The sequence below is a fragment of the Superficieibacter sp. 1612_C1 genome (genome assembly GCF_015234305.1).
Taxonomy (GTDB): domain Bacteria; phylum Pseudomonadota; class Gammaproteobacteria; order Enterobacterales; family Enterobacteriaceae; genus Superficieibacter.
Map to the genome: position 1 here is coordinate 209082 of NZ_JADGMI010000003.1, position 26695 is coordinate 235776.

General features: G+C 54.3%; 26 protein-coding genes. 19 read left to right on the forward strand and 7 right to left on the reverse strand.

The features are described 5' to 3' along the window. Genes INT84_RS12135 through INT84_RS12145 form a run of 3 tightly spaced genes read right to left on the reverse strand, consistent with a single transcriptional unit; the run spans position 1 to position 2994 of the window. Complete coding sequence (locus INT84_RS12135; protein WP_176919916.1) at positions 1-828, reverse strand: carbohydrate ABC transporter permease; 828 nt, start codon at positions 826-828, stop codon at positions 1-3. Further along, on the reverse strand, positions 829-1695 hold the full coding sequence (locus INT84_RS12140; RefSeq protein WP_194206997.1) for a carbohydrate ABC transporter permease: 867 nt from the start codon (positions 1693-1695) through the stop codon (positions 829-831). A 9-nt stretch (positions 1696-1704) separates the two neighbouring features. Beyond that, positions 1705-2994 (reverse strand): ABC transporter substrate-binding protein, encoded by a 1290-nt coding sequence (locus INT84_RS12145; protein WP_194206998.1) that lies wholly within the window; start codon positions 2992-2994, stop codon positions 1705-1707. A gap of 173 nt (positions 2995-3167) precedes the next feature. On the opposite strand from INT84_RS12145, the gene INT84_RS12150 reads away from it, so the two are divergent. From INT84_RS12150 to INT84_RS12165, 4 genes are all read left to right on the forward strand, one after another. Further along, positions 3168-4223 carry a LacI family DNA-binding transcriptional regulator gene (locus INT84_RS12150; RefSeq protein ID WP_194206999.1) on the forward strand — a complete coding sequence of 352 codons (1056 nt, stop codon included), beginning with the start codon at positions 3168-3170 and terminating at the stop codon, positions 4221-4223. 27 nt (positions 4224-4250) lie between these two features. Next, positions 4251-5624, forward strand: coding sequence for a phosphomannomutase CpsG (locus INT84_RS12155; protein ID WP_194207000.1), 1374 nt, complete (start codon positions 4251-4253; stop codon positions 5622-5624). Positions 5625-5637: 13 nt separating this feature from the next. Then, on the forward strand, positions 5638-6702 hold the full coding sequence (locus INT84_RS12160) for an ABC transporter ATP-binding protein (RefSeq protein WP_194207001.1): 1065 nt from the start codon (positions 5638-5640) through the stop codon (positions 6700-6702). A 300-nt stretch (positions 6703-7002) separates the two neighbouring features. Continuing rightward, complete coding sequence (locus INT84_RS12165) at positions 7003-9021, forward strand: FAD-dependent oxidoreductase (protein WP_194207002.1); 2019 nt, start codon at positions 7003-7005, stop codon at positions 9019-9021. Here INT84_RS12165 and rlmG read toward each other — a convergent pair. Further along, positions 9018-10154 (reverse strand): 23S rRNA (guanine(1835)-N(2))-methyltransferase RlmG, encoded by a 1137-nt coding sequence (gene rlmG, locus INT84_RS12170; protein ID WP_194207003.1) that lies wholly within the window; start codon positions 10152-10154, stop codon positions 9018-9020. The two genes, INT84_RS12165 and rlmG, sit on opposite strands and share 4 nt — an antisense overlap. A gap of 85 nt (positions 10155-10239) precedes the next feature. Here rlmG and INT84_RS12175 point away from each other — a divergent pair, with 85 nt between their 5' ends. The 5 genes from INT84_RS12175 to sstT all read left to right on the forward strand — a co-directional run bounded on the left by INT84_RS12175 (position 10240) and on the right by sstT (position 15510). Beyond that, complete coding sequence (locus INT84_RS12175; RefSeq protein ID WP_194207004.1) at positions 10240-10731, forward strand: M48 family metallopeptidase; 492 nt, start codon at positions 10240-10242, stop codon at positions 10729-10731. A gap of 89 nt (positions 10732-10820) precedes the next feature. Then, complete coding sequence (locus INT84_RS12180; protein WP_370529666.1) at positions 10821-11513, forward strand: vancomycin high temperature exclusion protein; 693 nt, start codon at positions 10821-10823, stop codon at positions 11511-11513. A 100-nt stretch (positions 11514-11613) separates the two neighbouring features. Then, complete coding sequence (locus tag INT84_RS12185) at positions 11614-12612, forward strand: Gfo/Idh/MocA family protein (RefSeq protein WP_194207005.1); 999 nt, start codon at positions 11614-11616, stop codon at positions 12610-12612. A gap of 427 nt (positions 12613-13039) precedes the next feature. Further along, complete coding sequence (locus INT84_RS12190; RefSeq protein WP_194207006.1) at positions 13040-14005, forward strand: TerC family protein; 966 nt, start codon at positions 13040-13042, stop codon at positions 14003-14005. Positions 14006-14265: 260 nt separating this feature from the next. Further along, a complete protein-coding gene (gene sstT, locus INT84_RS12195) occupies positions 14266-15510 on the forward strand; it encodes a serine/threonine transporter SstT (protein WP_194207007.1) in 1245 nt (414 codons plus the stop codon). A 16-nt stretch (positions 15511-15526) separates the two neighbouring features. On the opposite strand, the gene INT84_RS12200 is transcribed toward sstT, so the two are convergent. The 3 genes from INT84_RS12200 to uxaC all read right to left on the reverse strand — a co-directional run bounded on the left by INT84_RS12200 (position 15527) and on the right by uxaC (position 19081). Next, positions 15527-16081 carry a YgjV family protein gene (locus tag INT84_RS12200; protein WP_194207008.1) on the reverse strand — a complete coding sequence of 185 codons (555 nt, stop codon included), beginning with the start codon at positions 16079-16081 and terminating at the stop codon, positions 15527-15529. Positions 16082-16162: 81 nt separating this feature from the next. Next, positions 16163-17650, reverse strand: a complete 1488-nt coding sequence (locus tag INT84_RS12205) for a UxaA family hydrolase (RefSeq protein WP_194207009.1) — start codon at positions 17648-17650, stop codon at positions 16163-16165. A gap of 18 nt (positions 17651-17668) precedes the next feature. Beyond that, positions 17669-19081 carry a glucuronate isomerase gene (gene uxaC, locus INT84_RS12210; RefSeq protein WP_194207010.1) on the reverse strand — a complete coding sequence of 471 codons (1413 nt, stop codon included), beginning with the start codon at positions 19079-19081 and terminating at the stop codon, positions 17669-17671. Positions 19082-19555: 474 nt separating this feature from the next. Here uxaC and INT84_RS12215 point away from each other — a divergent pair, with 474 nt between their 5' ends. The 10 genes from INT84_RS12215 to INT84_RS12260 all read left to right on the forward strand — a co-directional run bounded on the left by INT84_RS12215 (position 19556) and on the right by INT84_RS12260 (position 26664). Further along, the gene (locus INT84_RS12215; protein WP_194207011.1) at positions 19556-20857 is read left to right on the forward strand and encodes an MFS transporter; all 1302 of its coding nucleotides are present in this window, start codon (positions 19556-19558) and stop codon (positions 20855-20857) included. A 263-nt stretch (positions 20858-21120) separates the two neighbouring features. Then, on the forward strand, positions 21121-21897 hold the full coding sequence (exuR, locus tag INT84_RS12220; protein ID WP_176919890.1) for a transcriptional regulator ExuR: 777 nt from the start codon (positions 21121-21123) through the stop codon (positions 21895-21897). A 335-nt stretch (positions 21898-22232) separates the two neighbouring features. Then, positions 22233-22901, forward strand: coding sequence for a DedA family general envelope maintenance protein YqjA (gene yqjA / locus INT84_RS12225; protein WP_194207012.1), 669 nt, complete (start codon positions 22233-22235; stop codon positions 22899-22901). Next, positions 22901-23284 carry an EnvZ/OmpR regulon moderator MzrA gene (gene mzrA / locus INT84_RS12230; protein ID WP_176919888.1) on the forward strand — a complete coding sequence of 128 codons (384 nt, stop codon included), beginning with the start codon at positions 22901-22903 and terminating at the stop codon, positions 23282-23284. Before yqjA ends, mzrA begins: the two co-directional genes overlap by 1 nt. Before the next feature lie 150 nt (positions 23285-23434). Then, a complete protein-coding gene (locus INT84_RS12235; RefSeq protein ID WP_176919887.1) occupies positions 23435-23803 on the forward strand; it encodes a DUF1090 domain-containing protein in 369 nt (122 codons plus the stop codon). A gap of 40 nt (positions 23804-23843) precedes the next feature. Then, entirely contained in the window at positions 23844-24149 is a 306-nt protein-coding gene (locus tag INT84_RS12240; RefSeq protein WP_176919886.1) for a YqjD family protein, read from the forward strand. 2 nt (positions 24150-24151) lie between these two features. Next, complete coding sequence (locus INT84_RS12245) at positions 24152-24550, forward strand: phage holin family protein (RefSeq protein ID WP_194207013.1); 399 nt, start codon at positions 24152-24154, stop codon at positions 24548-24550. After that, positions 24547-24843, forward strand: coding sequence for a YqjK-like family protein (locus tag INT84_RS12250; protein ID WP_194207014.1), 297 nt, complete (start codon positions 24547-24549; stop codon positions 24841-24843). The genes INT84_RS12245 and INT84_RS12250 overlap by 4 nt, the downstream gene beginning before the upstream one ends. A gap of 221 nt (positions 24844-25064) precedes the next feature. Next, on the forward strand, positions 25065-25457 hold the full coding sequence (locus INT84_RS12255) for a DoxX family protein (RefSeq protein WP_176919883.1): 393 nt from the start codon (positions 25065-25067) through the stop codon (positions 25455-25457). A 220-nt stretch (positions 25458-25677) separates the two neighbouring features. Further along, a complete protein-coding gene (locus INT84_RS12260) occupies positions 25678-26664 on the forward strand; it encodes a glutathione S-transferase family protein (protein WP_176919882.1) in 987 nt (328 codons plus the stop codon). The last annotated feature ends 31 nt before the right edge of the window (positions 26665-26695 follow it).

A 26695-nucleotide genomic window follows, 5' to 3' on the forward strand; every position in this document is an offset into this window, starting at 1 on the left:
TTATTTCAGTGACAGCGACATACCCTGTAGGAAATATTTCCGGAACAGAATAAACAGAATAATGATCGGCAGCATTTGCACCACCGCGCCTGCCAGCACCGGCCCCAGATAGATGCCGTAGGATTTGCTAAACGTCGCCAGCAGCACGGAGAACGGCATTTTGTCCGCCTCGCGCATCACGATCAGCGGCCAGAGGAAGTTATCCCATGAGCTTGAGAAGGTGAACAGCGCGACAATCGCCAGAATGGCCTTATTCAGCGGCATCATGACGTGGCGCAGGATGCCCCACAGGCTGGCGTGATCGAGGCGGGCAGCATAGAGATAATCATTTGGCGTGCCCTTAAAGCTCTGCGAGACCATAAAGATCCCCCACGCGCTCATCGCATAGGGCAGGATCATCGCGCTGTAGCTGTTGATTAACCCTAACTCCCGCATCAGGACGAACTGCGGAATAATGAACATAAAGGCCGGGAAAACCATCTGCACGATCAACAGGTTTTTAAAGGCGTTCCTGCCGCGAAATTCCGTTTTTGCCACCGCGTAGCCCACCAGCATTGACGTGACGGTCACGCAGGCGGTAATGGTCAGCGATACAAATAACGAGTTAAACAGGGTGCGTAAAAAGGGTTTATCCGCCCGGTTGCTGTTATCAAACAGGAAGGTGTAATTGTCGAACGACAGATGCCCGGAAAAGAGCGACGTCGTATAGATCTCCGCCGTCGGTTTTAACGAGGCAATGACCATCCAGATAAACGGATAAAGCCAGGTCAACGCCAGTAACAACATGGCGACGTGGATTATCAAACTTAGTGGCGTGAGTTTTTTCATTCACACGATCTCTATATTTTTTTCAAACAGTTTTCTGAACAGCCAGATAATGAGGAAGCTGCACGCCGCCACAATAATCGACATCGCCGCCGCCCAGGTGGGCTTCATTTTCTGGAAGGCCATTTCGTACATCACCACCATCGGGCTGGTAGTGCTGTCCAGCGGACCGCCGCCGGTGATGAGATACGGCTCGGTGAAAATGCTGAAGGCGACGGTAATCGCCAGCACCATGACCATCACTATTTGCGCGTTCATCATCGGCAGAGTAATCGCCCAACCCTGTTTAAAGCGTCCGGTTTTATCGAGCAGCGCCGCGCTGTAGATATCGCCCGGAATTGCCTGCATCCCGGAATAGAGGATCAGCCCGTAATAGCCGACGAATTTCCAGGTGACGATCAGGGCGATAGATAACATGGCGCAATCCGGGTTGGTAAACCACGGGACCGAGACGCCAAACCACTGCTGCAAGAAATGGTTTACCGGCCCGAATTCGCTGAATAATTTCGAGAAGACGATAGAGTACGCCACGCCGGAGGAGATATTCGCCAGCAAAAAACTGAGGGCGATAAAACCTTTGCCGTATTTAATACGTTTCAGGCCCGCGGCAAAAAGCAGCGAGGCGACAAAAACGATCGGCAAGTAGTACAGCAGGAAACGACCCACGTTGAGCATCGATTTCCAGAACAGCTTATCGTGCATCACGCCGATAATATTTTGTAACCCGGTAAATTTCGGCGTACCAATAAACTGCCACTGCGTGACGCTCAATACCACCAGCCAGGCCAGCGGGTAGAACCAGAATAGCAGCGAGTACCCTATCCATGAGGAGGCCAGAAGGCCCCCGGTACGTGAATCATATCCTGCCATAGATCCCTCTTATTTTTTCAGCAGTCCGTCGATTTCCGTGGCAGACTGATTGAGCGCTTGCGTAGAGTCCGTATGCTTAAAGATCACCTGCTCAAGCATTTGCGTCATACTGCGCTGGATTTCCGTGGTCTGCGTGGTGGCAACCGGCGGCAGCGCGACATCAACGTAAGAGGCGATCTCTTTTTCCAGCGGATTTTTAGCAAAGTAATCGACAAAAATGGGGTTAGTCATCAGGTCGGAGCGTGCGGGCGGCATACCTGTGGTTTCAAGCCAGGTCAGATCGTGCTCCGCCTTGCTGTAAACCCATTGGATAAAGGCCCAGGCGTCAGTTTTATGTTTACTGGTGCTGAAAATGACCAGCCCCTTACTGTCGCCAAAGGTATGCGGATGCGCGGTGCCCTGCTGCGTCAACATTGGACCGATTTTAATGCTCTTGAGGATCTCAGGATATTGCTTACGATAGCGAGCGATATCCCACGGGCCGCGCGCAGAGGCCAGCACCTGACCGGTCGCCAGCGGATCGTCGGCGGCGGTAAAGTCATAGCTGCTCCAGTTGTTAGCAAAGACTTTGCCCATAAAATTCAGGACGGCAACGCCAGCATCATCGTTAAACTGTGCCTTGTTGTCGGCGACATAGCTTTTGCCGCCGCTTTGCGCGTAGTACAGCGGGATCAGATCAAACCAGCGTTCCCACCAGTTTTTTCCGGCGGTCATCTGGATCACATAGCCTTTGTTGTCCGCCGTGCGTTTTTCTGCCAGCGAATACAGCTCGTCATAGGTGGTCGGAACATGATCCGTGCCGTACTGTTGCAGCAGATCGCCACGCCACCACCAGACAATAGGATTCACATAAAGCGGTAAAACGTTTTGTTGCCCATTCAGTTTCCACGCTGGCAGAAGGGCTTCCATATGACGATTCTTTACCAGTTCGTCATAGCCCGGCATTTTGGATAAATCTTCCAGTTGGCCCACTTCCACCAGTTGACTGGCGAAGCCGATAAAGATATTGCTGGAAAGGTCTGGCTCAGTTCCGGAAGCCAGCGCGTTCATAATCGCTTCTTCAGAACTGCTTGCTGCCGGGATGGCGGTAAATTCAACGGGGGTATGAGACGGGTCCTGGTTCCACTCCTTCACCATCGTGTTCCAGAAGGCCTCTTCATTTTCATTCGGGGCAACCCACATTTTGATCGGGGTTTTCGCACCCTCGCTGGCAGTGGGTTTTTCATCCGGTCCGCAACCTGCGATACAAAGACTGAGAAGTGCCGAAGCCGTCCATTTAGCTACTGTTGCAACTTTCACAATTAATCTCCCTGGCTCTAAGTAAGAGGTGTTCCTGATTCTTCCTGCTCGTTAGAACGTTGCGTAAACTAGCACCAGTTTTTTATGTTTAACGTTAAACAGGTCACATTTTGCTTTTTGTTTAACGTTAAACTTAGCAACCGTGATTTAAGACAAGCAGTTGATAACAATTATTGGCCTATAACGTTAACAAAATGAAAAATAAAGATAAAATTACGACAAAATCACTGGCAAAGGCGCTGGGCATTTCCCATACCACCGTCTCGAATGCCTGGAATAACCCGGAGAAGCTTTCGACTGAGCTACGCAACCGAATTCTTAGTTACGCCGAAGACGTCGGCTTCAAAGGCCCGGATAAACTGGCCCGGGCGCTGCGCACCGGTAAGTCGGACACCATTGGCGTCATTTTCAATGATTCGATGAGTTATGTGTTTATTGATCCGCACGATATCAGTCTGATGCGGGGGATTGCCACCCAGTGCGAGAAGCTGGATAAGAACCTGGTGCTGATCCCGCTACGCAAGCGTCAGCAGGCGGAAATCGCGCCGATTACGACGCTCGTGGACGGCTATATTCTCAATGCCACCCACAATAATGAAGCCGTCATTCAGCAGACGCTGGCGCGTCAGCTTCCCGTGGTGACGCTGGATTTTCGCCTGCCGCAGTACAGCAGCGTGTCGATTGATAACGCCGGGGCGATGGCGGAAATCACCCGTTATTTGATCGACAAAGGGCACCGCAATTTTGGCATTATCTCCTTCTCCGCCAGTAAAAACTCGCGGGGAATGCGTGACTTAAGCCAGCCGGTCACGGGCGACAACCTGGTCATGGTCACCCGCGTCAATGCCTGCCGGGAAACCTTTCTTGCACATGATATTGCCCCTGCCGCCTGCTGGCTGTGCGAAACCCGTCACGATGAAGCGCACGGTGCGCAGGCCGCAGAGGCGCTACTCGCGGCGCATCCTGACATTACCGCGTTGATTTGCCTCTCTGACCGCTTTGCGCTGGGCGCGATCCACCACTGTCAGCAGCACGGTATTGCCGTTCCGCAACAGGTGGCGATTACCGGGTTCGATAACTTAACCCTTGATACCGACGGCCCGACGCTGACGACCATCGCTCAGGACGCGGCGAAAAAGGGCGAGGTTGCGGTTGAGCTTCTGTTACAAAACGGGCCGATTACCCATTACGAGCTGGAGCATCAGCTCATTATTCGGGAGTCGGCCTGAGTTACTCCCACCACTAAAGAGCAGATTATGGATGAACTGAACTGTTTCAAAGCCTATGACATTCGCGGTGAAATCGGCGTGACGCTGACGCCGGAGATCGCTTTTCGTATCGGACGCGCTTACGCGAACTGGCTCCAGCCTCGCCGGGTAGTGATTGGTGCCGATGTTCGTCTTAGCTCCGATGAACTTAAAGCCTCGCTGGCGGAAGGGTTGAGCCTTAGCGGCGCTGACGTGATTGACCTCGGGCAAACCGGGACAGAGGAAATATACTTTGCCACCCGCGAGCTGAAAGCGGATGGTGGGATTCAGGTCACTGCCAGCCACAATCCCGCGCAGTATAACGGCATGAAGCTGGTGCGCGAGGATGCCCGCCCCATCAGTAACGACAACGGCCTGCTGGAGATTAAACGGCTCGCCGAACGCAATCAGTGGCAGCACAGCGAACGCCGGGGCAGCCTGCACACCGTTGATAACCGCCCGGCCTGGGTCGCTCATCTGCTGCATTATCTTCCGCATAAACCCCAGCGCCCTTTGCGGGTTGTTGTAAACGCCGGACACGGCACCGCTGGTCCGGCGCTGGACGCCATTGATACCGCGCTGCGCGCCAGGGGGATTGAGATCGACTTTATTCGTGTTCACCATCGTCCTGACGGCCACTTTCCGGCGGGCGTACCTAACCCAATGCTGGCGGAGAACCGCAGCGCCACCCGCGACGCGGTACTGGCGCATCAGGCCGATTTTGGCGTGGCGTGGGATGGGGATTTCGACCGCTGTTTTTTCTTTGATGAACGCGGCGAGTTTATCGAAAGCTACTATCTGGTCGGCCTGTTTGCGAGCAGCTTTTTACAGCAGACTCCCGGCAGCGCCATCCTTCTCGATCCGCGTCTCACCTGGAATACGCTGGATACCATTGCACAGCACGGCGGTCGGGCGGTGATCGGCAAAACCGGCCACGCCTTTATTAAAGCGCGGATGCGGGAAGAAAACGCGATTTACGGCGGCGAGATGAGTGGCCACCACTATTTCCGCGATTTCGGCTACTGCGACAGCGGCATGATCCCGCTGATGCTGATGCTCACTATTCTCGGCCAGCGCGACTGTCCACTTTCCCACTACGTTCAGGCGGCGCAGCAGCGCTACCCGGTTTCCGGCGAGATCAATCTGACCGTTGCCTCACCCGACGCGGTACTGGAAAACATCGCCGCGTATTATGCGTCGCAGGGGGGCACACGCAGCGATATTGACGGATTAAGCCTTGATTTCACCGACTGGCGCTTTAATCTGCGCGCCTCCAATACCGAACCGCTGCTGAGACTGAACGTGGAAACACGTGGCGACGCGGCGTTGCTCGAACAAAAAACCCAGCAGCTGCAACAGCTTATTTCTCAATGCCAGGCATAAGAAAGGATGCACGATGACGGCCTTAACCCTACGCAATATTCATAAGAAATACGATAAATCGACCATTATTGAAAACCTGTCGCTGGAGATCGCCTCCGGTGAATTTATTGTTCTCGTTGGCCCTTCCGGCTGCGGTAAATCGACCCTGCTGCGCATCATCGCCGGGCTGGAGCTGCCGGACGGTGGGACGCTCATGATGGGTGAAAACGATGTCACCCGGCTGGCGGCAGGCAAGCGGAATCTCTCTATGGTCTTTCAGTCCTACGCGCTCTATCCGCATATGACGGTACGGGAAAACCTGGCGTTTGGATTAAAGAACATCAAAACGCCTGCGGAAGAAATTGATAAACGCATCCAGCATGCCTCGCGGATGCTGAAGCTGGAAGAGATGCTGGATCGCCTGCCGCAAAACCTCTCCGGCGGGCAGCGTCAGCGCGTGGCGATTGGCCGCTCTATCGTCCAGCAGCCGGAGCTGTTTTTATTCGACGAACCGCTGTCGAACCTTGACGCCGCGCTGCGCGTGGAGATGCGTCAGGAGATCCAGCAACTGCACAATACGTTGCACAACACTATGGTTTACGTGACGCACGATCAGGTGGAAGCGATGACCCTCGCGGACCGCATCGTGGTGCTCTACAAAGGCAAAATTGAGCAGGTCGGCACGCCGCTGGAGCTGTATAACACGCCCGCCAACCTGTTCGTGGCGGAGTTTATCGGCACGCCGAAAATCAACGTGCTGCCAGCGGTATGGCAGGAAGGCGTGTTGAGAATCACCGACGATCTGGCGCTGGCGTTAAGCCACGCGCCGCAGGGTGTGCGGGAAGGCGATAAACTGTTTGTCGCCCTGCGTCCGGAACATTTGCAGTATGAGGGCGACGGGGAGTTTACGCTGACGGCGCGTACCCGCCTGTGCGAGCTACAGGGGGATTCCACGCTGGTGTGGCTGGATCTTGACGGTCATTCAGTCTGCCTGAAATCCTTCCGCCAGCTGAGTTTTCCGCAGGGAACGGTGCTGAATTTGTCGATTGCTGAGCAGCATCTGCACCTGTTTGATAGTTTGGGGAAACGGCTGCCCTGAGACGCTGGCATCGGCAGGTTGCCTGTCTGTGTCTGGCACCGTACCCGTTCTGCCCGGTGGCGCAAGCTTACCGGGCCTACGGGGTCGATGATTATCTAACCATTGCCCAAATGTTCACCCATTTGTAGGCCGGGCAAGGCGAAGCCGCCGCCCGGCATTGCAATGCCGGGGCCACCCGCAATTCGCGATCTTTGATTCCCATCACAATCACTACACAGATCTTTTCCCTTTTTCGCTGCGCCCGCTAAATTAGTAACTCATCCGACCACATAACAATAATTTTACATACTGGAAGCAATTATGAGCTATCCGTCGCTGTTCGCTCCGCTCGATTTGGGCTTTACCACCCTGAAAAATCGGGTATTAATGGGCTCCATGCATACCGGTCTGGAAGAGCGTCCCGACGGCGCGGAGAGGCTGGCGGCATTCTATGCGGAACGCGCCCGGCACGGAGTAGCGCTAATTGTCACCGGCGGCGTCGCTCCGGCGCTTTCCGGTGTGACGATGCAGGGCGGCGCGGTATTAACCGATGCCAGCCAGCTTCCGCACCATCGCCTGATCACCGATGCAGTCCATCAGGAAGGCGGCAAAATCGCCCTGCAAATCCTGCATACAGGGCGCTACAGCTACCAGCCACACCTTGTCGCCCCCTCTCCTCTTCAGGCACCGATTAACCGCTTTACGCCGCGCGAACTCACCCACGGCGAGATCCTGGCACTGATTGACGACTTTGCCCGCTGCGCCGCTCTGGCGCGCGAAGCCGGATACGATGGTGTGGAGGTGATGGGCTCCGAAGGCTATCTGATTAACGAATTCCTCGCGGCACGCACCAACCAGCGTGATGATGAGTGGGGAGGCGATTACCCCCGTCGGATGCGTTTTGCCACCGAAGTGGTGCGTGCCGTTCGCGCCCGCGTCGGCGAGGAATTTATTATTATCTATCGCCTGTCGATGCTCGATCTGGTGGAAAACGGCGGCACGCTGGCAGAAACTATCCAGTTAGCGCAGGCGATTGAGGCGGCGGGCGCGACGCTCATTAACACCGGTATTGGCTGGCACGAAGCGCGTATACCAACCATCGCCACGCCGGTTCCGCGCGGCGCATTTAGCTGGGTGACGCGCAAACTGAAAGGCAACGTCACGATCCCGCTGATTACCACCAACCGCATTAACGATCCGCAGGTGGCGGAGGAGATCCTCGCGCGCGGCGACGCCGATATGGTCTCCATGGCGCGCCCGTTTCTCGCCGATGCGGCGATCCTCTCCAAAGCCCAGGCCGGTCGGGCGAATGAGATCAACACCTGCATCGGCTGCAATCAGGCCTGTCTGGATCAGATCTTCGCGGGCGAAGTCACCTCCTGTCTGGTCAATCCTCGTGCCTGCCATGAGACGTTGATGCCGATCGTCCCCGCCGCCATAAAGAAAAACCTGGCGGTGATCGGCGCGGGTCCGGCGGGACTGGCCTTTGCCGTCAACGCTGCTGCAAGGGGCCACAGCGTGACGCTCTTTGATGCGCAGGCCGAGATCGGCGGTCAGTTTAACGTTGCCAAACAGATCCCCGGCAAAGAAGAGTTCTATGAAACGCTGCGCTATTACCGGCGGATGATCGACGTTACCGGCGTGGCGCTTCAGCTCAACCATATCGCCACGGCGGATCATCTGCATCTCTTCGATGATGTGATCCTCGCCAGCGGCATTGAACCGCGGATCCCGCCAATCGACGGCATCGATCACCCGAAGGTTCTCACTTATCTCGACGTACTGCGTGACAAAGTCCCGGTCGGCGAGCGGGTGGCGATTATTGGCTGCGGCGGGATCGGGTTTGATACCGCGATGTACCTGAGCCAGCCCGGCGATCCCACCAGCCAGAACATTGCTGAGTTCTGCGTAGAATGGGGGATCGACACCAGCCTGCATCAGATCGGCGGTCTGCGCCCGGAGGGTCCACAGTTGCCGAAAAGTCCGCGGCAGATTGTGATGCTCCAGCGTAAAACCAGCAAGCCGGGTGAGGGTCTGGGGAAAACAACCGGCTGGATCCACCGCGCCACGCTGCTGGCACGCGGCGTGAAGATGATCCCGTCCGTCAGCTATCAGAAGATCGACGATGAGGGATTACACGTCCTGATCGGCGGTGAAGCGCAGGTGCTGAAAGTTGATAATGTCGTGATCTGCGCCGGTCAGGAGCCGCGCCGCGATCTGGCAGAGCCGCTACGGGCGATGGGTAAGACGGTACACCTTATCGGCGGCTGCGATGTGGCGCTGGAACTGGATGCCCGGCGCGCGATTGCGCAGGGCACCCGACTGGCGCTGGAGATTTAGCGGCGGCGACCCAGCTTCACCGATTTCAGTACCACAAACTTGCTGTTGGTGGCGATAGTTTCGCAGTTGCCGAAAATCTTCTTCATCTTGTGGAAGTAGTCGAGGTGACGGTTGGCCACAATATACAACTCGCCGTTGACCTTCAGGCAGCGGCGCGCGTGGTGGAACATCTCCCACGCGATGTTATCCGTCAGCGCGTGCTGCTGGTGGAACGGCGGGTTGCACAGTACCGCATTAAAGCGGAACGGCTCGACGCCGGAGAGCGCGTTATTGATCATAAACTCACAGCGATCCAGCGCATCCGGCATATTGGTTTCCACATTCAGATGGCTTGACGCCACCGCCATCGGCGACTCATCGACAAACACGACCTTCGCTTCCGGATTTTTATCGAGCAGCGTCAGGCCAATCACGCCATTGCCGCAGCCCAGATCGACGATTTCGCCTTCCAGGTTATCCGGCAGATGTTGCATAAAGAAACGCGCGCCGATATCCAGACCGGTACGGGAGAAGACGTTAGCGTGGTTGTGGATGGTCCACGGCGTGCCTTCCAGCGTCCAGCTCAGGGTTTGCGGCGCGTCAGCCAGCGTTGGCGCAGTAAAGGTACAGTTGATCAGGCGCGCTTTTTTCCACGCCAGCGTGGTTGTCGTTGGGCCAAGAATTTTTTCAAACAGCGCCAGCGTGGAGTTATGAATATCCCGCGCTTTGGCCCCGGCAATAATGCGCGTTTCAGCGGTGGCGACCAGACGCAGGGCGCGAAGCTGTTGCTCCAGTAAGGCCAGCGTTTTCGGGATCTTAATCAGTACGATACCCGGTGCCTGCGGGTACGGCGCGGTGCTGTCGAGGAAGGTAACGTTGCCTTCTTCGATTTCATTGTGGCGTAAGTTTTCCCGCGTACCGAGTTCGCTTAAATACGAATCACCGATGCTGAACGGCTTATGTTCCGCCAGCGCGCAGCTCAGTGCGCCGAAGGTATCGTTAAAGATCAGGACCGGGCCGCTGATGACGGTATCGTCCAACTGTTGCAGCAGATATTCATCCGCCGCTTCCCACGCCTGTAGCGGGTTGACGTCATCCGTTTCGGGGAAGCGTTTAAGATCCAGTGAACGGAAACCGTTGTCTATGTGGCTCATCGGCCCTCCAGAATGGTAAAATTTCGGTGTTATCCCTAAAAGGGTGCGTGAGTATACTCTTTTTTACTATCGGCGTGGGGCATTGATGAGCAATCTTAACTATCTACAGGGCTATCCGGAAAACCTGCTTTCCCAGGTCCGCACGCTTATTGCTGAACAGCGGCTCGGCGAGGTGCTACAAAAGCGCTATCCCGACACCCACGAGATCACCACCGACAAAGCGCTCTGGCAATATACTCAGGATCTGAAAAGTCAGTATCTGCGTAGCGCCCCACCGATCAATAAAGTGATGTATGACAATAAGATCCACGTGTTGAAAAACGCCCTCGGTCTGCATACGGCTATCTCTCGCGTGCAGGGTGGCAAGCTAAAAGCAAAAGCCGAAATTCGCGTCGCCACCGTGTTTCGCAACGCACCGGAACCATTCTTGCGAATGATCGTGGTACACGAGCTGGCGCATCTGAAAGAGAAAGAACATAACAAAGCGTTTTATCAGCTCTGTTGTCATATGGAACCGCAGTATCACCAGCTGGAGTTTGATACCCGCCTGTGGCTGACGCATCTGGCGCAGCCATGAGTCCGAAAACAGAATTGATTTTAATCTTCTGCGTGTGTTTTGCGCATTCCAGTTTATTCTCTGTCACAGGGAATGATAAGGAATGAACAATGAACGCAAGACGGATAGCTACAGCACTCTCTCATTTTATTTTTAACCGCTATTTTTTTATTCTACTGCTGCTGGCGATCATCGCGGCGGCAGGGCTGACTCTTTACGCCAGTCACACGATGATCGCCTCCACGCAGGGGCGGCTTTACGACCGGACTGACAACCTCCCTGCCCGCAAACTGGGGCTGGTGCTCGGCGCAAAGCCCGGCAACCGCTACTTTACCCGACGTATTGACGCCGCTGCCGAGCTATATAAAGCAGGTAAGGTCAAATGGCTGCTGGTAAGCGGCGATAACGGCAAAGTACATTATGACGAACCTTCTGCGATGCGTAAGGCACTGCTCGCGAAAGGCGTTCCTTCAGAAGCGATCTACTGCGATTACGCTGGTTTCTCTACACTCGACTCCGTTGTCCGCACGCAAAAAGTTTTTGGTGAAAATCGTTTTATCATTGTCTCTCAGCAGTTTCATAACCAGCGGGCGATTTGGCTGGCGCAGCAGTATGGTATTGATGCCATTGGCTTTAACGCGAAGGATTTAACCGACAGGCACGGCAGATATACCCAAATGCGGGAGAAACTGGCGCGAGTCAGCGCGGTACTGGATGCCAAAATATTGCACCGCCAGCCAAAATATCTTGGCCCAACCGTAACGATTGGTTCCAACGCTAAAAGCGGCTGTCCCGTCCAGTAAATCGGGATGGATATAACGTTATGCGCTATGGAGCACTCGTTTTGTCATGTCGTCATGCTACATTGGCGGCAGGATCTCACAATGGAGTACATATTCGTTTATGATACGTTTCGCAGTCATTGGCACAAACTGGATCACCCGTCAGTTTGTCGATGCCGCCCATGAAACCGGTAAATACACGTTAACCGCGGTTTACTCGCGCAGCCTTGAGCAGGCGCAGCATTTCGCCAGTGATTACCCGGTGGAGCACCTGTTTACCTCGCTGGAAGAAATGGCTAACAGCGACGCTTTTGACGCTGTGTATATCGCCAGCCCCAACGCCCTGCACTTCCCGCAAACGCGATTGTTCCTCAGCCATAAGAAGCATGTGATTTGTGAAAAGCCGCTGGCATCAAATCTGCGTGAAGTGGAGGAGGCTATCGCCGTGGCACGCGAAAATCAGGTGGTGCTGTTTGAAGCCTTCAAAACCGCCAGCCTGCCTAACTTTCTGCTGCTGCAACAGTCGCTGCCGAAACTGGGCAAAATCCGCAAGGCGTTTATTAACTACTGCCAGTACTCTTCACGCTACCAGCGCTATCTGGACGGCGAAAACCCGAATACCTTTAATCCGGCCTTTTCTAACGGCTCGATTATGGATATTGGCTTTTACTGTCTGGCGTCAGCGGTCGCGCTGTGGGGCGAGCCACACAGCGTTCAGGCGTCCGCCAGTCTGCTGGAAAGCGGCGTGGATGCGCACGGTACGGTGGTACTGAACTACGGTGATTTTGACGTCACGCTGCATCATTCAAAGGTGAGCGACTCCGTACTGGCGAGCGAAATTCAGGGCGAAAATGGATCGCTGGTGATCGAAAAACTCTCCGAGTGTCAGAACGTGGCCTTTGTACCGCGCGGTGGCAAAGCGCAGGATCTGACTCAACCCCAGCACATCAATACCATGCTGTACGAGGCTGAGGTTTTTGCACGCCTGGTGGAGACCGGTGAGGTTAATCATCCGGGACTGGCGGTCAGTCGAACCACGTCGAAGTTGCAGACGGAAATCCGCCGCCAGACCGGCGTTGTCTTCCCGGCGGATGACGTCAATGTACAGGCGACCGCGTAAAACTGTGTAAAAGGCAGGTTGCGGGGCATTGACCAGATGAATGCCCTGTCATAATTTGTTACCTGCAAAGGGGAGTAACTTCATTGCCGGTGGATCGTCATTACGATGCGGAAATCCGTATCCGGTTACCGGGCAACTTAAGTCACGCTGACGTCTGCCGGATGGCGCTTCGCTTATCCGGCCTACAAAAAGCAGATCTGCCAGGCATAGCGCCATCCGGTCTCCACCGTGTAGGCCCGATAAGCAGAGCGCCAGCCGGTCTCTACCATGTAGGCCCGATAAGCAGAGCGCCATCGGGCAGGCAAACAGCGCAGGCTGGAGTTGTAAGTGAGACCTTGCCGGAAGGCGAGGTCTATGCATAAACGCGCAGCGGCTGACGTCTTCTGACCTCAGCCGTTTTTGTTTTTATGCGTAAAGGAGTTGCTCTATGAATACTGTCGGCACACCGTTGTTGTGGGGCGGATTCGCGGTGGTTGTGGTGATTATGCTGGCTATTGATCTCCTGCTACAGGGGCGTCGTGGCGCACACACCATGTCAATGAAACAGGCCGCGATCTGGTCTCTGGTCTGGGTCTCACTCTCCCTGCTGTTTAACGCCGCGTTCTGGTGGTATCTCGCCACCACGCAAGGGCGGGCCGTTGCCGATCCGCAGGCGCTGGCATTCCTTACCGGGTACCTGATCGAAAAAGCGCTGGCGGTGGACAACGTCTTCGTCTGGCTGATGCTGTTCAGCTATTTTGCCGTGCCCGCCGCGCTTCAGCGTCGCGTGCTGATCTACGGCGTTCTCGGGGCGATTGTCCTGCGTACCATCATGATCTTCGCTGGTAGCTGGTTGATTACCCAGTTTGACTGGCTGCTGTACGTCTTCGGTGCCTTTCTGCTGTTTACCGGCATCAAAATGGCGCTGGCAAAAGAAGATGAAAGCGGGATCGGCGAAAAACCGGTGGTGCGCTGGTTACGCAACCATTTACGCATGACGGATAAAATCGAGAACGAGCATTTCTTCGTGCGTAAAAACGGTCTGCTGTTTGCCACGCCGCTGCTGCTGGTGCTGATTCTGGTCGAACTCAGCGACGTGATCTTCGCGGTGGATAGCATCCCGGCGATCTTCGCGGTCACCACCGATCCCTTTATTGTACTGACCTCCAACCTGTTCGCGATCCTCGGCCTGCGCGCCATGTACTTCCTGCTGGCGGGCGTGGCAGAGCGCTTCTCAATGCTGAAATACGGGCTGTCGATCATTCTGGTATTTATCGGCATTAAGATGCTCATTGTCGACTTCTACCATATCCCGATTGCGGTCTCGCTGGGCGTTGTGTTTGGTATTCTGGTACTCACGTTGCTGATTAACCTGTGGGTGAACCATCAGCGCGATAAGCAACAGTTGGGGTAATCATTTTAGACGGGAGATGCCCTTTCAGGACGAACGCAAAAGCCCGTCAGCAGACGCTGTACGGGCTTTTTGTTCAATATGTCACATTATTGTTAAATAAAAGTTATAAAACATGATCCCCGCATAAAACCCAGCATATTTCGCTTCCCGAAGTTTGATCTTTCCTTATACTCGACCAGGCAAACACTTTGTTACATCCTGAAAGATGCGCCATCAGAGCGCACAAAGGATGAGCATCAACATAATGAAAGGATCAAGAAATGACGACGCAACGTACTCCGGGGCTATTCCAGCGTTTAGCTCAAGGGAGCCTGGTTAAGCAAATTTTAGTAGGTCTTGTGCTGGGTATTTTACTGGCGTGGATTTCAACGCCAGCGGCGATTGCCGTCGGTTTACTGGGCACGCTGTTCGTCGGCGCGCTTAAAGCCGTCGCGCCAGTGCTGGTATTAATGCTGGTCATGGCATCAATCGCCAATCATCAGCACGGGCAAAAAACCTCTATTCGCCCGATTTTGTTCCTCTACCTGCTGGGAACCTTCTCCGCCGCGCTGGCCGCCGTGGTATTCAGTTTCGCTTTCCCATCAACGTTGCACCTGACCAGCAGCGCCAATGATATTGTGCCGCCGTCTGGTATCGTTGAAGTACTGCGCGGCTTGTTGCTGAACATGGTCGCGAATCCGATCGATGCCCTGCTTAACGCGAACTATATCGGCATTCTTGTCTGGGCCGTTGGCCTGGGTTTTGCCCTGCGTCACGGTAACGAGACCACCAAAAATCTGGTCAACGATATGTCCAGCGCCGTCACCTTTATGGTGCGACTGGTCATTCGTTTCGCGCCGATTGGGATTTTTGGTCTGGTCTCATCAACCCTGGCTACCACCGGCTTTGCAACACTGTGGGGCTATGCGCACCTGCTGGTAGTGCTGATTAGCTGCATGCTGCTGGTCGCGCTGGTGATTAACCCGCTGCTGGTGTTCTGGAAAATTCGTCGTAACCCGTACCCGCTGGTGTTTGCCTGCCTGCGTGAAAGCGGCGTTTACGCCTTCTTTACCCGCAGTTCCGCCGCCAATATTCCGGTCAATATGGCGCTGTGCGAGAAGCTGAATCTGGACCGCGATACCTATTCCGTCTCTATTCCGCTGGGCGCAACCATTAACATGGCAGGCGCGGCCATCACCATCACGGTATTAACCCTGGCAGCGGTCAAAACGCTGGGTATTCCGGTAGATCTGCCGACAGCGCTGTTGCTGAGCGTGGTGGCCTCCCTGTGCGCCTGCGGAGCGTCCGGCGTGGCGGGCGGCTCCCTGCTGCTTATTCCGCTGGCGTGCAATATGTTCGGCATTCCTAACGACATCGCCATGCAGGTGGTGGCCGTCGGTTTCATCATCGGGGTATTGCAGGATTCCTGTGAAACAGCGCTGAACTCCTCTACCGATGTGCTGTTCACCGCGGCAGCTTGTCAGGCGGAAGACGAACGTCTGGCGAACAACGCCCTGCGCAGTTAATGATATAGCCTCTCCGTCACCGGGCGGAGGGGCTCTCTTGCTGGACGCGTTTTTCAATCTTAAACGGATCGATACCGCGTTTCTGCATCCGCCAGAAGCGAATAATATTCAGCCCATTCATAATCAAAAAACTGCCCTCAATCAGCGTGCCGCCAATCGAGCCCAGCCAGAAGTTATGCGCTACCCAGCAGGCGGTTGAGCACCACATCACGCAGCGGGTGGTCAGCCCTTTGCAGCGGAACAGCGCCCAGGTACTGACAGTGGTGCCGATAATCGGCAGAAGTTCCATCGCATGATGCAGTTTGCTGAAGCCGAGGATCAGGGTCAGGGCAATAAACACGCTCATTACCCAGAGTCTGCGGGTGCGCAGGGAGATAACGGTGCGGATGGCGTTCAGTTCTGCGCTCATGCCCGCCGGGTAAGCTCCCATCAGGAAAAAGTGCAGCCCGATCACCGAACTGTAGACGGCGAGCTGAAGTTTGAAACGCCGCTCGTCACGGTTGATAAAGGTGGTGATACCAATCAGAAAGGCGATGACGCCGGCGCCCTGGGCCAGCCAATACGCGGTCATGACAACATCCTTAGCGGATAGATAAAAGAAAACGGCGCTTCATTATATGAAACGCCGTTTTAAAATGCTAACTGCAAATAATTACAGCGTTACGCCACTTTTGAATATCGCCAGTTCGCGGAAGTCGTTGCGCTCGTTACAGGCTTTTTTGCCGCTGGCGATGTCGACGATGGTATCGACGAATTCGCTCAGCAACTGCGGCATGGCTTTACCATGAATAAGCTGACCGGCGTCGAAATCAATCCAGTGTTTTTTCTTCGCTGCCAGTTCGCTGTTGGTGGCGATTTTTACCGTTGGGACAAATCCGCCGTAAGGCGTGCCGCGACCGGTACTGAACAGCACCATGTGGCACCCTGCCCCGGCCAGCGCGCTGGTAGCTACGGCATCGTTGCCTGGCGCACTCAGCAGATTAAGGCCGTGGGTTTTCAGACGTTCACCGTAGCGCAGTACGTCAACCACCTGGCTGGAGCCGGCTTTCTGCGTGCAGCCCAGTGATTTATCCTCAAGCGTCGTGATACCGCCCGCTTTGTTGCCCGGCGATGGGTTTTCATAAATCGGCTGGTTGTGGGCGATGAAATACTGTTTGAAATCGTTGACCATCGTCACCAGCTTTTCAAACGTCTCTTCGTCGCGACAGTGGCTCATCAATAGTTGCTCAGCGCCAAACATCTCCGGTACTTCGGTCAGCACGGTCGTCCCGCCGTTGGCAATCACATAATCAGAGAAGCGCCCCAGCATCGGGTTGGCAGTGATCCCGGAAAGCCCGTCAGAGCCGCCGCACTCCAGACCAAATTTCAGCTCGCCCAGCCGGCCCGGCTCGCGCTTGTCGTGGCGCATCACTTCATAAAGCTCACGCAGATGCTCGAGACCCGCTTCCACTTCGTCGTCCTGATGTTGCAGGACCATAAAGTGCACGCGCTCGGGGTCGAAATCACCCAGCGTTTCGCGGAACGCATCGACCTGGTTGTTCTCACAGCCGAGACCGATTACCAGCACCGCGCCCGCATTCGGGTGACGCACCATGTTTTGCAGCATGGTGCGGGTGTTGATGTGGTCATCGCCCAGCTGCGAACAGCCGTAGGTATGGCTGAAGAGGAAAACGCCGTCGGTGCCTTCCGCATCGTTGGTCTCTTTCAGAAAACGGTTCTGGATCTGCCGGGCAATGCCATTGACGCAACCAACGGTCGGCAGGATCCACAGTTCATTACGCACGCCAACGTCACCGTTGGCGCGACGGTAGATCTGAACTTCACGATCCGCAGGCTGTACTTCTTCAGCCTGAAAATCAGGTTGATAGCTATACTCGTCCAGATCGCTGAGGTTAGTGCGCGTGTTATGGGCGTGGATATGTTCCCCGGGCGCAATATCCGTCAGCGCATGACCAATAGGCAGACCATATTTTGTGACGTTTTCCCCTTTCGCAATGGCGCTAAGGGCAAATTTGTGCCCGCGCACCACGTCCTGACGCAGCGTGACGGTTTGACCGTCAACGGACACTTCGGTACCGTTTTCCAGGTCAGCCAGCGCGACGGCGACGTTGTCCTGCGAATGGATCTTAATGTATTGCATATCAACCAACCTCAAGGCTTAGTTCAGTTCAATGGCGAAGTAGTCACGCGCATTGTTAAAGCAGATATTTTTCACCATCTCGCCCAGCAGCTGAATATCTGCCGGGGCTTCGCCTGCCTCTACCCAACGACCAATCATCTGGCACAGGATGCGACGGAAATATTCATGGCGGGTGTAGGAGAGGAAGCTACGGCTGTCGGTCAGCATGCCCACGAAACGGCTTAACAGACCAAGCTGCGCCAGTTGCGTCATCTGACGTTCCATGCCGTCTTTCTGGTCGTTAAACCACCAGCCGGAGCCGAACTGCATTTTGCCCGGCATCCCTTCGCCCTGGAAGTTGCCGATCATGGTGCCCAGCACTTCGTTATCGCGCGGGTTCAGGCAGTACAGAATGGTTTTCGGCAGCAGGTTTTGCTCGTTCTGTTTGCTCAGCAGTCTGGACAACTCTTCCGCCAGCGGACGGTCGTTGATGGAGTCAAAGCCAACATCCGGCCCCAGCAGTTTGAACTGGCGCTGGTTGTTATTGCGCAGCGCACCGATATGGTACTGCTGCACCCAGCCGCGACGCGCATATTCAGCGCCAAGAAACACCAGCACGGCGGTTTTGAATTGTGCGATCTCTTTCTCGCTCAGGCTTTCGCCGGAGAGACGACGCGCCAGAATGCTGTCCAGCTCGGCATCGCTCGCTTCCGCAAACAGCACCACGTCCAGCGCATGATCGGAGACTTTACAGCCGTGCGCGGCAAAGTGGTCCAGACGTTTGGTCAGCGCGGTTTGCAGATCGCTGAAGCGACGGATGTCGGTGTCGGAGACTTCGCCCAGCTTCGCCATGTAATCATTGAACGTCGCCTGTTCGATATTGAACGCTTTGTCAGGACGCCAGCTCGGCAGCACTTTAACCGTGAAGCTGGTGTCTTTGGCAACGCTGGCATGGTGCTCCAGAGAATCGATCGGATCGTCGGTGGTGCCAACCATCTTCACATTCATCTGCTGCATGATCCCACGGGCAGAGAATTTGTCCTGCGCCAGCAGTTCATTACCACGTTCCCAGATTTCATCCGCAGTAGACGGCGAAAGCAGCTTACCTGTAATACCAAACGGGCGGCGAAGCTCCAGATGCGTCCAGTGGTATAACGGGTTGCCGATAGTGTGCGGCACCGTAGCAGCCCAGGCGTCAAACTTCTCGCGGTCGCTGGCATCGCCGGTACACAGGCGTTCGGCCACGCCATTAGTACGCATCGCGCGCCATTTGTAGTGGTCACCTTTCAGCCAGATATCATACAGGTTTTTAAAACGGTAGTTCTCCGCAATCTGCTGCGGCGGCAGGTGGCAGTGAAAGTCAAAAATCGGCTGGTCTTTCGCGTAGTCGTGATAGAGACGGCGGGCAAATTCGGTATCCAGCAGGAAATCTTCGGTCATAAACGGGGTCATTTCATCTTCCTCTCAGAGAGTGCGTCTGATGCATATGTTCAATGCTGACAAAGTTATCACACCAATTTCTACAGTCCGAGCATATTTTCGTGAGTTAGATCAATAAAAAAGGATAAAAAAACTACTCCCTGGGGAGTAAACCAATGTCAAACCGTTGCTTTTGAAGGCTTTTATTGAGGAAAACAATATCCTTACAAAGATTCACACATTTGTGACGGCACTCACCTTTTAAAGTTGTATGACAAGTTATCTTTCTGCCGTCGCAACACATAGCGTCAATGAATGCATTCTTGATGACATGTTCATCAGATTTACCGGTATGGACGCCGATGACTTATGAAGTCTTTACATAGCAAGGAGCAGATCGTGCCGGTGTATGACTCCGCTACGGCTCTCCATTACTAGCACATCCCATGACAACGACTGAGATGTGACCGCGTCAAATGCGGACATACCATAACGAAGAGGTTTTAAATGCGTAAAATTAAAGGTTTACGTTGGTATATGATCGCCCTGGTGACTATGGGTACCGTTCTGGGCTACCTGACACGTAATACCGTGGCGGCTGCCGCACCGACATTAATGGAAGAGCTGCATATTTCCACGCAGCAATACTCTTACATTATCGCGGCCTATTCAGCAGCGTATACCGTGATGCAGCCGGTAGCAGGTTATGTGCTGGATATTCTGGGCACTAAAATTGGCTACGCTTTCTTTGCTATTGCCTGGGCAGTTTTCTGTGGCGCAACCGCGCTGGCAGGCAGCTGGGGCGGTCTGGCACTGGCGCGTGGCGCGGTCGGTGCGGCAGAAGCGGCAATGATCCCCGCCGGTCTGAAAGCCAGCTCCGAATGGTTCCCGGCGAAGGAGCGTTCCATTGCCGTAGGCTACTTTAACGTCGGCTCTTCCATCGGTGCGATGATTGCTCCGCCGCTGGTGGTCTGGGCTATCGTGATGCATAGCTGGCAGATGGCGTTCATTATTTCTGGCGTACTGAGCTTTATCTGGGCAATGGCGTGGCTGATTTTCTACAAACATCCGCGCGACCAGAAAAAATTAACTGAAGAAGAACGCGAATACATCATTGGCGGTCAGGAAGCTCAGCATCAGACCAATAACGGCAAAAAAATGTCCGTCTGGCAGATCCTCGGCACCCGTCAGTTCTGGGGTATCGCCCTGCCGCGTTTCCTGGCGGAACCAGCATGGGGAACGTTTAACGCATGGATCCCGCTGTTCATGTTTAAAGTCTACGGCTTTAACCTGAAAGAGATTGCTATGTTTGCCTGGATGCCAATGCTGTTTGCTGACCTTGGCTGTATCGTTGGTGGCTACCTGCCGCCGCTGTTCCAGCGCTGGTTTGGGGTGAACCTGATTGTGTCGCGTAAAATGGTCGTCACCATGGGTGCACTGCTGATGATCGGCCCAGGCATGATTGGTCTGTTCACCAGCCCGTATGTGGCGATTGGCCTGCTGTGTATAGGTGGTTTTGCGCACCAGTCTCTGTCCGGCGCGCTGATTACCCTGTCTTCGGATGTCTTCGGTCGTAACGAAGTGGCGACGGCAAACGGTCTGACCGGGATGGCAGCATGGATGGCAAGTACCATGTTTGCGCTGGTGGTCGGTGCGCTGGCGGATACTATCGGCTTCAGCCCGCTGTTCGCGGTGCTGGCGGTGTTCGACCTTCTCGGTGCGCTGGTTATCTGGACGGTACTGAAAAATAAACCGGCCGCAGAGATTGTTCAGTCACCGCCGAGGAACGATCCGGCGACCCAGAACTGATTATTTTCGCTCCTGATGTAAACCACAGAAGCCGCCTGTAAAGGGCGGCTTTTTCGATTGCTGGCAAAGGAAGTTGTCAGGGGAAACACCGGGATTGGGTTCCCAGAGGGAGGCCCAACCCGGTGGTCGCCCCGTGTTCTACAGACGGTTTGTCATCAACCGCAGAAGCCGCCTGTAAAGGGCGGCTTTTTCGTCGTGCAGTGGTGCCCGAAGCGTAAAAGTGGTATAACAAATAAAGGTGCCTTATTCCGTCCGGAGCACAAATGGAAATTACCGAAACACGTCGTCTATACCAACAGCTTGCCGCCGACCTTAAGCAGCGCATTGAGCAGGGTGTCTATTTAGTGGGCGATAAACTGCCCGCTGAGCGTTTCATTGCCGATGAAAAAAATGTCAGCCGCACGGTGGTGCGTGAAGCCATCATTATGCTGGAGGTAGAAGGCTACGTTGAGGTCCGCAAAGGCTCCGGTATCCATGTCATCTCTAATCAGGCAAAGCACTACCACATCCCCGACGAAACTCAGGAATTTGCCAACTACGGTCCTTTTGAACTGTTACAGGCGCGTCAGCTGATTGAAAGTAACATTGCCGAATTCGCCGCCACCCAGGTGACGAAGCAGGACATCATGAAGCTGATGGAAATTCAGGAGATGGCGCGTAAAGAGAAATGCTTCCGCGACTCCGAATGGGATCTCCAGTTCCACGTTCAGGTGGCGCTCGCCACGCAGAACTCGGCGCTGGCCGCCATCGTCGAAAAAATGTGGACCCAGCGCGTGCATAACCCGTACTGGAAAAAGCTGCACGACCATATCGATCTGCGCACCGTCGATAACTGGTGTGACGATCACGATCAGATCCTCAAAGCGCTGATCCGCAAAGATCCGCATGCGGCAAAACTGGCGATGTGGCAGCATCTTGAAAACACCAAGCAGATGCTGTTTAACGAAACCAGCGACGACTTTGAATTTAACGCTGACCGTTATCTTTTCGCCGAAAATCCGGTAGTTCATCTCGATACCGCGCTCGCCAGCGCAAAATAAGTCCCCCGCTCCCGGCAGGTCATTCATGGCCTGCCGCGCCGCTTTCTGGTAAGCAAAGCACTTATTGTGTCAGAGAGTGTAAAACTCCTCGCCTGAATCGGTTCCAGCAAGCAAAATCAAACCTCAATACGCTGCAATTACTGTGACGAATTTCCGCACCTTTGTTACAATTAGATGCATTTTGCACTTTAGTGAGTGAGTTATTGCTCACCTCGCTCGATGACAAGGAATTGTCTGAACGGGTTTGTTGCGGCCACGCTTACGATAAATAAAAGGTCGCCCTGTAGTTAAACCGCGTTCCGTCGCGACGTTAACCGATGTACCAGGAATATTGAATGGAACTTTTTACTCAGTTGATGCATGCCCTCTGGAGCCAGGATTATGAAACGCTGGCGAATCCATCCATGATTGGCATGCTGTATTTTGTTTTGTTTGTGATCCTGTTTCTTGAGAATGGATTACTGCCTGCGGCTTTTCTGCCAGGCGATAGCTTACTGGTGCTGGTCGGCGTCCTGATAGCCAAAGGGGCAATGGGCTATCCGCAAACCATTATTTTGTTAACCATGGCGGCAAGCCTCGGTTGCTGGCTCAGCTACATTCAGGGGCGCTGGCTGGGTAATACCCGGCTGGTGCAAAAATGGTTGTCGCACCTGCCTGCGCACTATCATCAGCGGGCGCACCATCTTTTTCATAAGCACGGGCTTTCCGCGCTGCTGATGGGCCGCTTTATCGCGTTTGTCCGCACGCTGCTGCCAACGATCGCCGGGATTTCCGGCCTGAGCAGCGCCCGCTTCCAGTTTTTTAACTGGATTAGCGGCCTGCTATGGGTACTTATTTTGACAACGCTGGGCTATCTGCTGGGTAAGACTCCGGTCTTTCTCAAGTACGAAGATAAGCTCATGTCCTGCCTGATGCTGCTGCCGGTAGTGCTGCTGGTATTTGGCTTGATCGGCTCGCTGGTGGTTCTCTGGAAGAAGAAACACCGGGAGATTGAGGACAAGTGATGGCAATTAAACATACGCTACTGCGTCGAATCACCTGGAGTCTTGGCGCGCTGACCCTGTTTACCTGCTTGTTTTATGCAGGCGTTACGCTTCAGCGCCACGAATCAACGCTGGCTATTCGACCGTCAAGTCAGGGCGTTAGCGTCCCTGACGGCTTCTCCGTCTGGCATCAACTCGATGCCAACGGCATTCGTTTCAAAAGTATTACCCCGCATGCAGATACCCTGCTTATCAAATTTGACTCCAGTGCCCAGAGCGCCGCAGCGAAAGAAGTGCTCGACCGCTCGCTGCCCCACGGGTACATCATCGCCCAGCAGGACGAAGACGATCAGGCGACAATGTGGCTTACCCGTTTGCGGGATACCTCACGTCGATTCGGCTAATTTCTTCCACCTTTCTGAATCTTTTAACTTATTTTGGTGATTTCTCGTTTACTTACTATTCTTAAGTATGCGCAAGGCAATCACATCATTTTTGGCCTGGACGCGCAGGCACAGTCCCAATGCGCCGCAACATTATGGAAGCTTTCATTTATGAAATACCGCATCGTTACCGCTTTTGCTCTTTTATCCATCAGTGCAGGTGCCTGGGCTCAGACCCCCTGTCAGGAAAAGGAACAGGATATACAGCGTGAAATTAGCTACGCTCAAAAGCATAACAATCAGAGTCGTATCACTGGCCTGAAGAAAGCCCTGAGCGAAGTTAAAGCGAACTGTAGCGACAGTCAGTTACGCGCCGACCATCAGAAGAAAATTGCCGATCAGAAAGAAGAAGTGGCTGAACGACAAGAGGATCTGAAGGAGGCCAGACAGAAAGGCGATGCGGAAAAAGTAACGAAACGCGAAAATAAACTCAAGGAAGCGCAGAAAGACCTGAAAGCGCTGGAATCGCGGGATTATTGAGTTTACGGAAATTTAACTTACTCACCTGGAGAGAACATTTATGTCTAAAGACAACAATACCGATCATCTGCGCGCCGAGTTGAAATCCCTTACGGATACGCTGGAAGAAGTGCTGAGCTCTTCAGGCGATAAATCCAAAGAAGAAATGAGCAAGCTGCGCAGCAAAGCAGAACGCGCGCTGAAAGACAGCCGTAAGAGCCTGGGCGAAACCGGCGACGCGCTGGCAAAACAGACCCGCGTTGCGGCCGAGCGTACCGATGAGTACGTGCGTGAAAATCCGTGGGCGAGTGTAGGCATCGGTGCTGCCATTGGGGTAGTGCTGGGTGTTCTACTGGCGCGTCGATAATTATGGCTGATTATCGTCAAGCACAGGGGCCCGGAAAAAGCGTGCTGGGAATCGGGCAGCGGATCGTCTCAATCATTATCGAGATGGTGGAAACGCGGCTGAGGCTGGTAGTGGTAGAGCTGGAAGAAGAGAAAGCGAATATCTTCCAGTTGCTGCTGATGCTGGGACTGACAATGCTTTTCGCCGCCTTTGGCCTGATGAGTCTGATGGTCCTGATCATCTGGGCTGTCGATCCGCAATATCGGTTGAATGTGATGATAGGTACCACCGCCGTTCTGCTCCTGCTGGCTATAGGCGGAGGAATATGGACGCTGGTTAAGGCGCGTCGCACCACATTCTTACGCCACACCCGTCAGGAACTGGCTAACGACCGTTCCTTGCTGGAGGAGGATAAGTCTTGAGTAGCAAGCAGGAACGCCAACAGCGTAAAGCCTGGCTGCTCAGTCAGATCCAACAGCAGCGGCTGGATTTATCGTCCAGCCGCCGCGACTGGCTGGAAGTGACCGGAGGCTACGACCGTGGCTGGAATACGCTGCTTAACCTCCGCGCCTGGGCGCTGGTAGGCAGTAGCGTGATGGCCATCTGGAGCGTGCGTAACCCCAGTTTCTTAGTGCGCTGGGGAAAACGTGGCTTCGGTATCTGGAGCGCATGGCGTCTCGTACAAACGACGATCCGTAATCAGCGCCTGCGTTAGTCCATTACTCTTGCATATCAAGCTCGCCTGCGGCAACGCACGCGGGCTTTTTTATTAAGATGCTATTACTCATATTTTTTGAAGAAGATTGACAGTTTTCCTTGCTAACAATCGTTATCACTCCCGCTTATGATTCTCCTCATCGACAGCAAACCTGCGGCAAACGCCTCTATTGCTGGCTAATAACACTATTGAGAAAATAAGGCTTTCGGGAGAGAAAAATGAAAAAATTAGAAGATGTTGGCGTGCTGGTAGCAAGAATTCTGATGCCAATTCTGTTTATCACCGCAGGATGGGGCAAAATTACGGGCTATGCCGGGACTCAGCAATATATGGAAGCGATGGGCGTACCAGGGTTCCTGCTGCCGCTGACCATCCTGCTGGAGTTTGGCGGCGGTCTGGCTATCCTGTTCGGTTTCCTGACCCGCACCACGGCACTGTTTACCGCAGGCTTTACGCTGCTGACGGCGTTTATTTTCCACAGTAACTTTGCGGAAGGCGTGAACTCACTGATGTTTATGAAGAACCTGACCATCGCAGGCGGCTTCCTGCTGCTGGCGATCACCGGTCCGGGCGCGTTTAGTATCGACCGCCTGCTGAATAAAAAGTGGTAAGCGCTCTATACTGAAATGAATACCGCAAGGGCTGGGGAATAACGTTAAGGTCCGTAGCGTAATAATGCCGGGTGGCGCTTCGCTTACCCGGCCTACGTTTTTCACGCGCTGAACGTTAGGTTGATGCCAGATCGTAGGCCAACGCCGCCGGGCATTATTACGCACCCAACGCCAGATTGATGGCAAGCCTGCGCAAACCGGCTTTATAACGGAGGAGAAGATGGGACAACTTGTAGACGGTGTCTGGCAGGATACCTGGTACGATACCAAATCCACAGGCGGTAAATTTAAACGTTCCGCGTCCGCTTACCGCAACTGGCTGACCGCTGACGGTGCGCCGGGTCCTTCCGGAGAGGGGGGTTTCGCGGCAGAAAAAGATCGTTACCACCTGTATGTTTCCCTCGCCTGCCCGTGGGCGCATCGCACGCTGATCGTGCGCAAACTAAAAGGGCTGGAACCCTTCCTCCCGGTGTCCGTGGTGCATCCGCTGATGCTGGAGAATGGCTGGACCTTTGGCGATGATTTTCCGGATGCCACCGGCGACCAGCTCTATCACCATGATTTTCTCTACCAGCTTTATCTGCACGCCGATCCACACTACACCGGCCGCGTTACTATCCCGATCCTGTGGGATAAAAAAAATCAGACCATCGTCAGCAATGAATCGTCAGAAATTATCCGTATGTTCAATACGGCGTTTGACGCGCTGGGGGCCAAAGCAGGCGATTACTATCCTGCCGCGCTACGCGAGAAAATCGACGAACTGAACGGCTGGATCTACGACGATCTGAATAACGGAGTGTATAAAGCAGGTTTTGCCACCAGCCAGCAGGCTTATGACGAGGCGGTGGAAAAGGTCTTTGCGGCACTGGCCCGTCTGGAACAGATCCTGGGGCAACATCGTTATCTGACCGGGGATCGGTTAACCGAAGCCGATATTCGTTTGTGGACCACGCTGATCCGCTTTGATCCCGTCTACGCCACCCATTTTAAATGCGATAAGCACCGGATTAGCGATTTCCTCAATCTTCATGGCTTTCTGCGCGATCTGTACCAGACGCCGGGCATTGCGGAAACCGTCAACTTTGCCCACATTCGTAACCACTATTATCGCAGCCATAAAACGGTCAACCCGACGGGAATTATCTCCATCGGGCCATGGCAGGATCTGGATGAACCGCACGGCCGCGATAGTCGATTTGCTTAACCCGTCCAGCCGCGCGGCGAATGACCCTCGC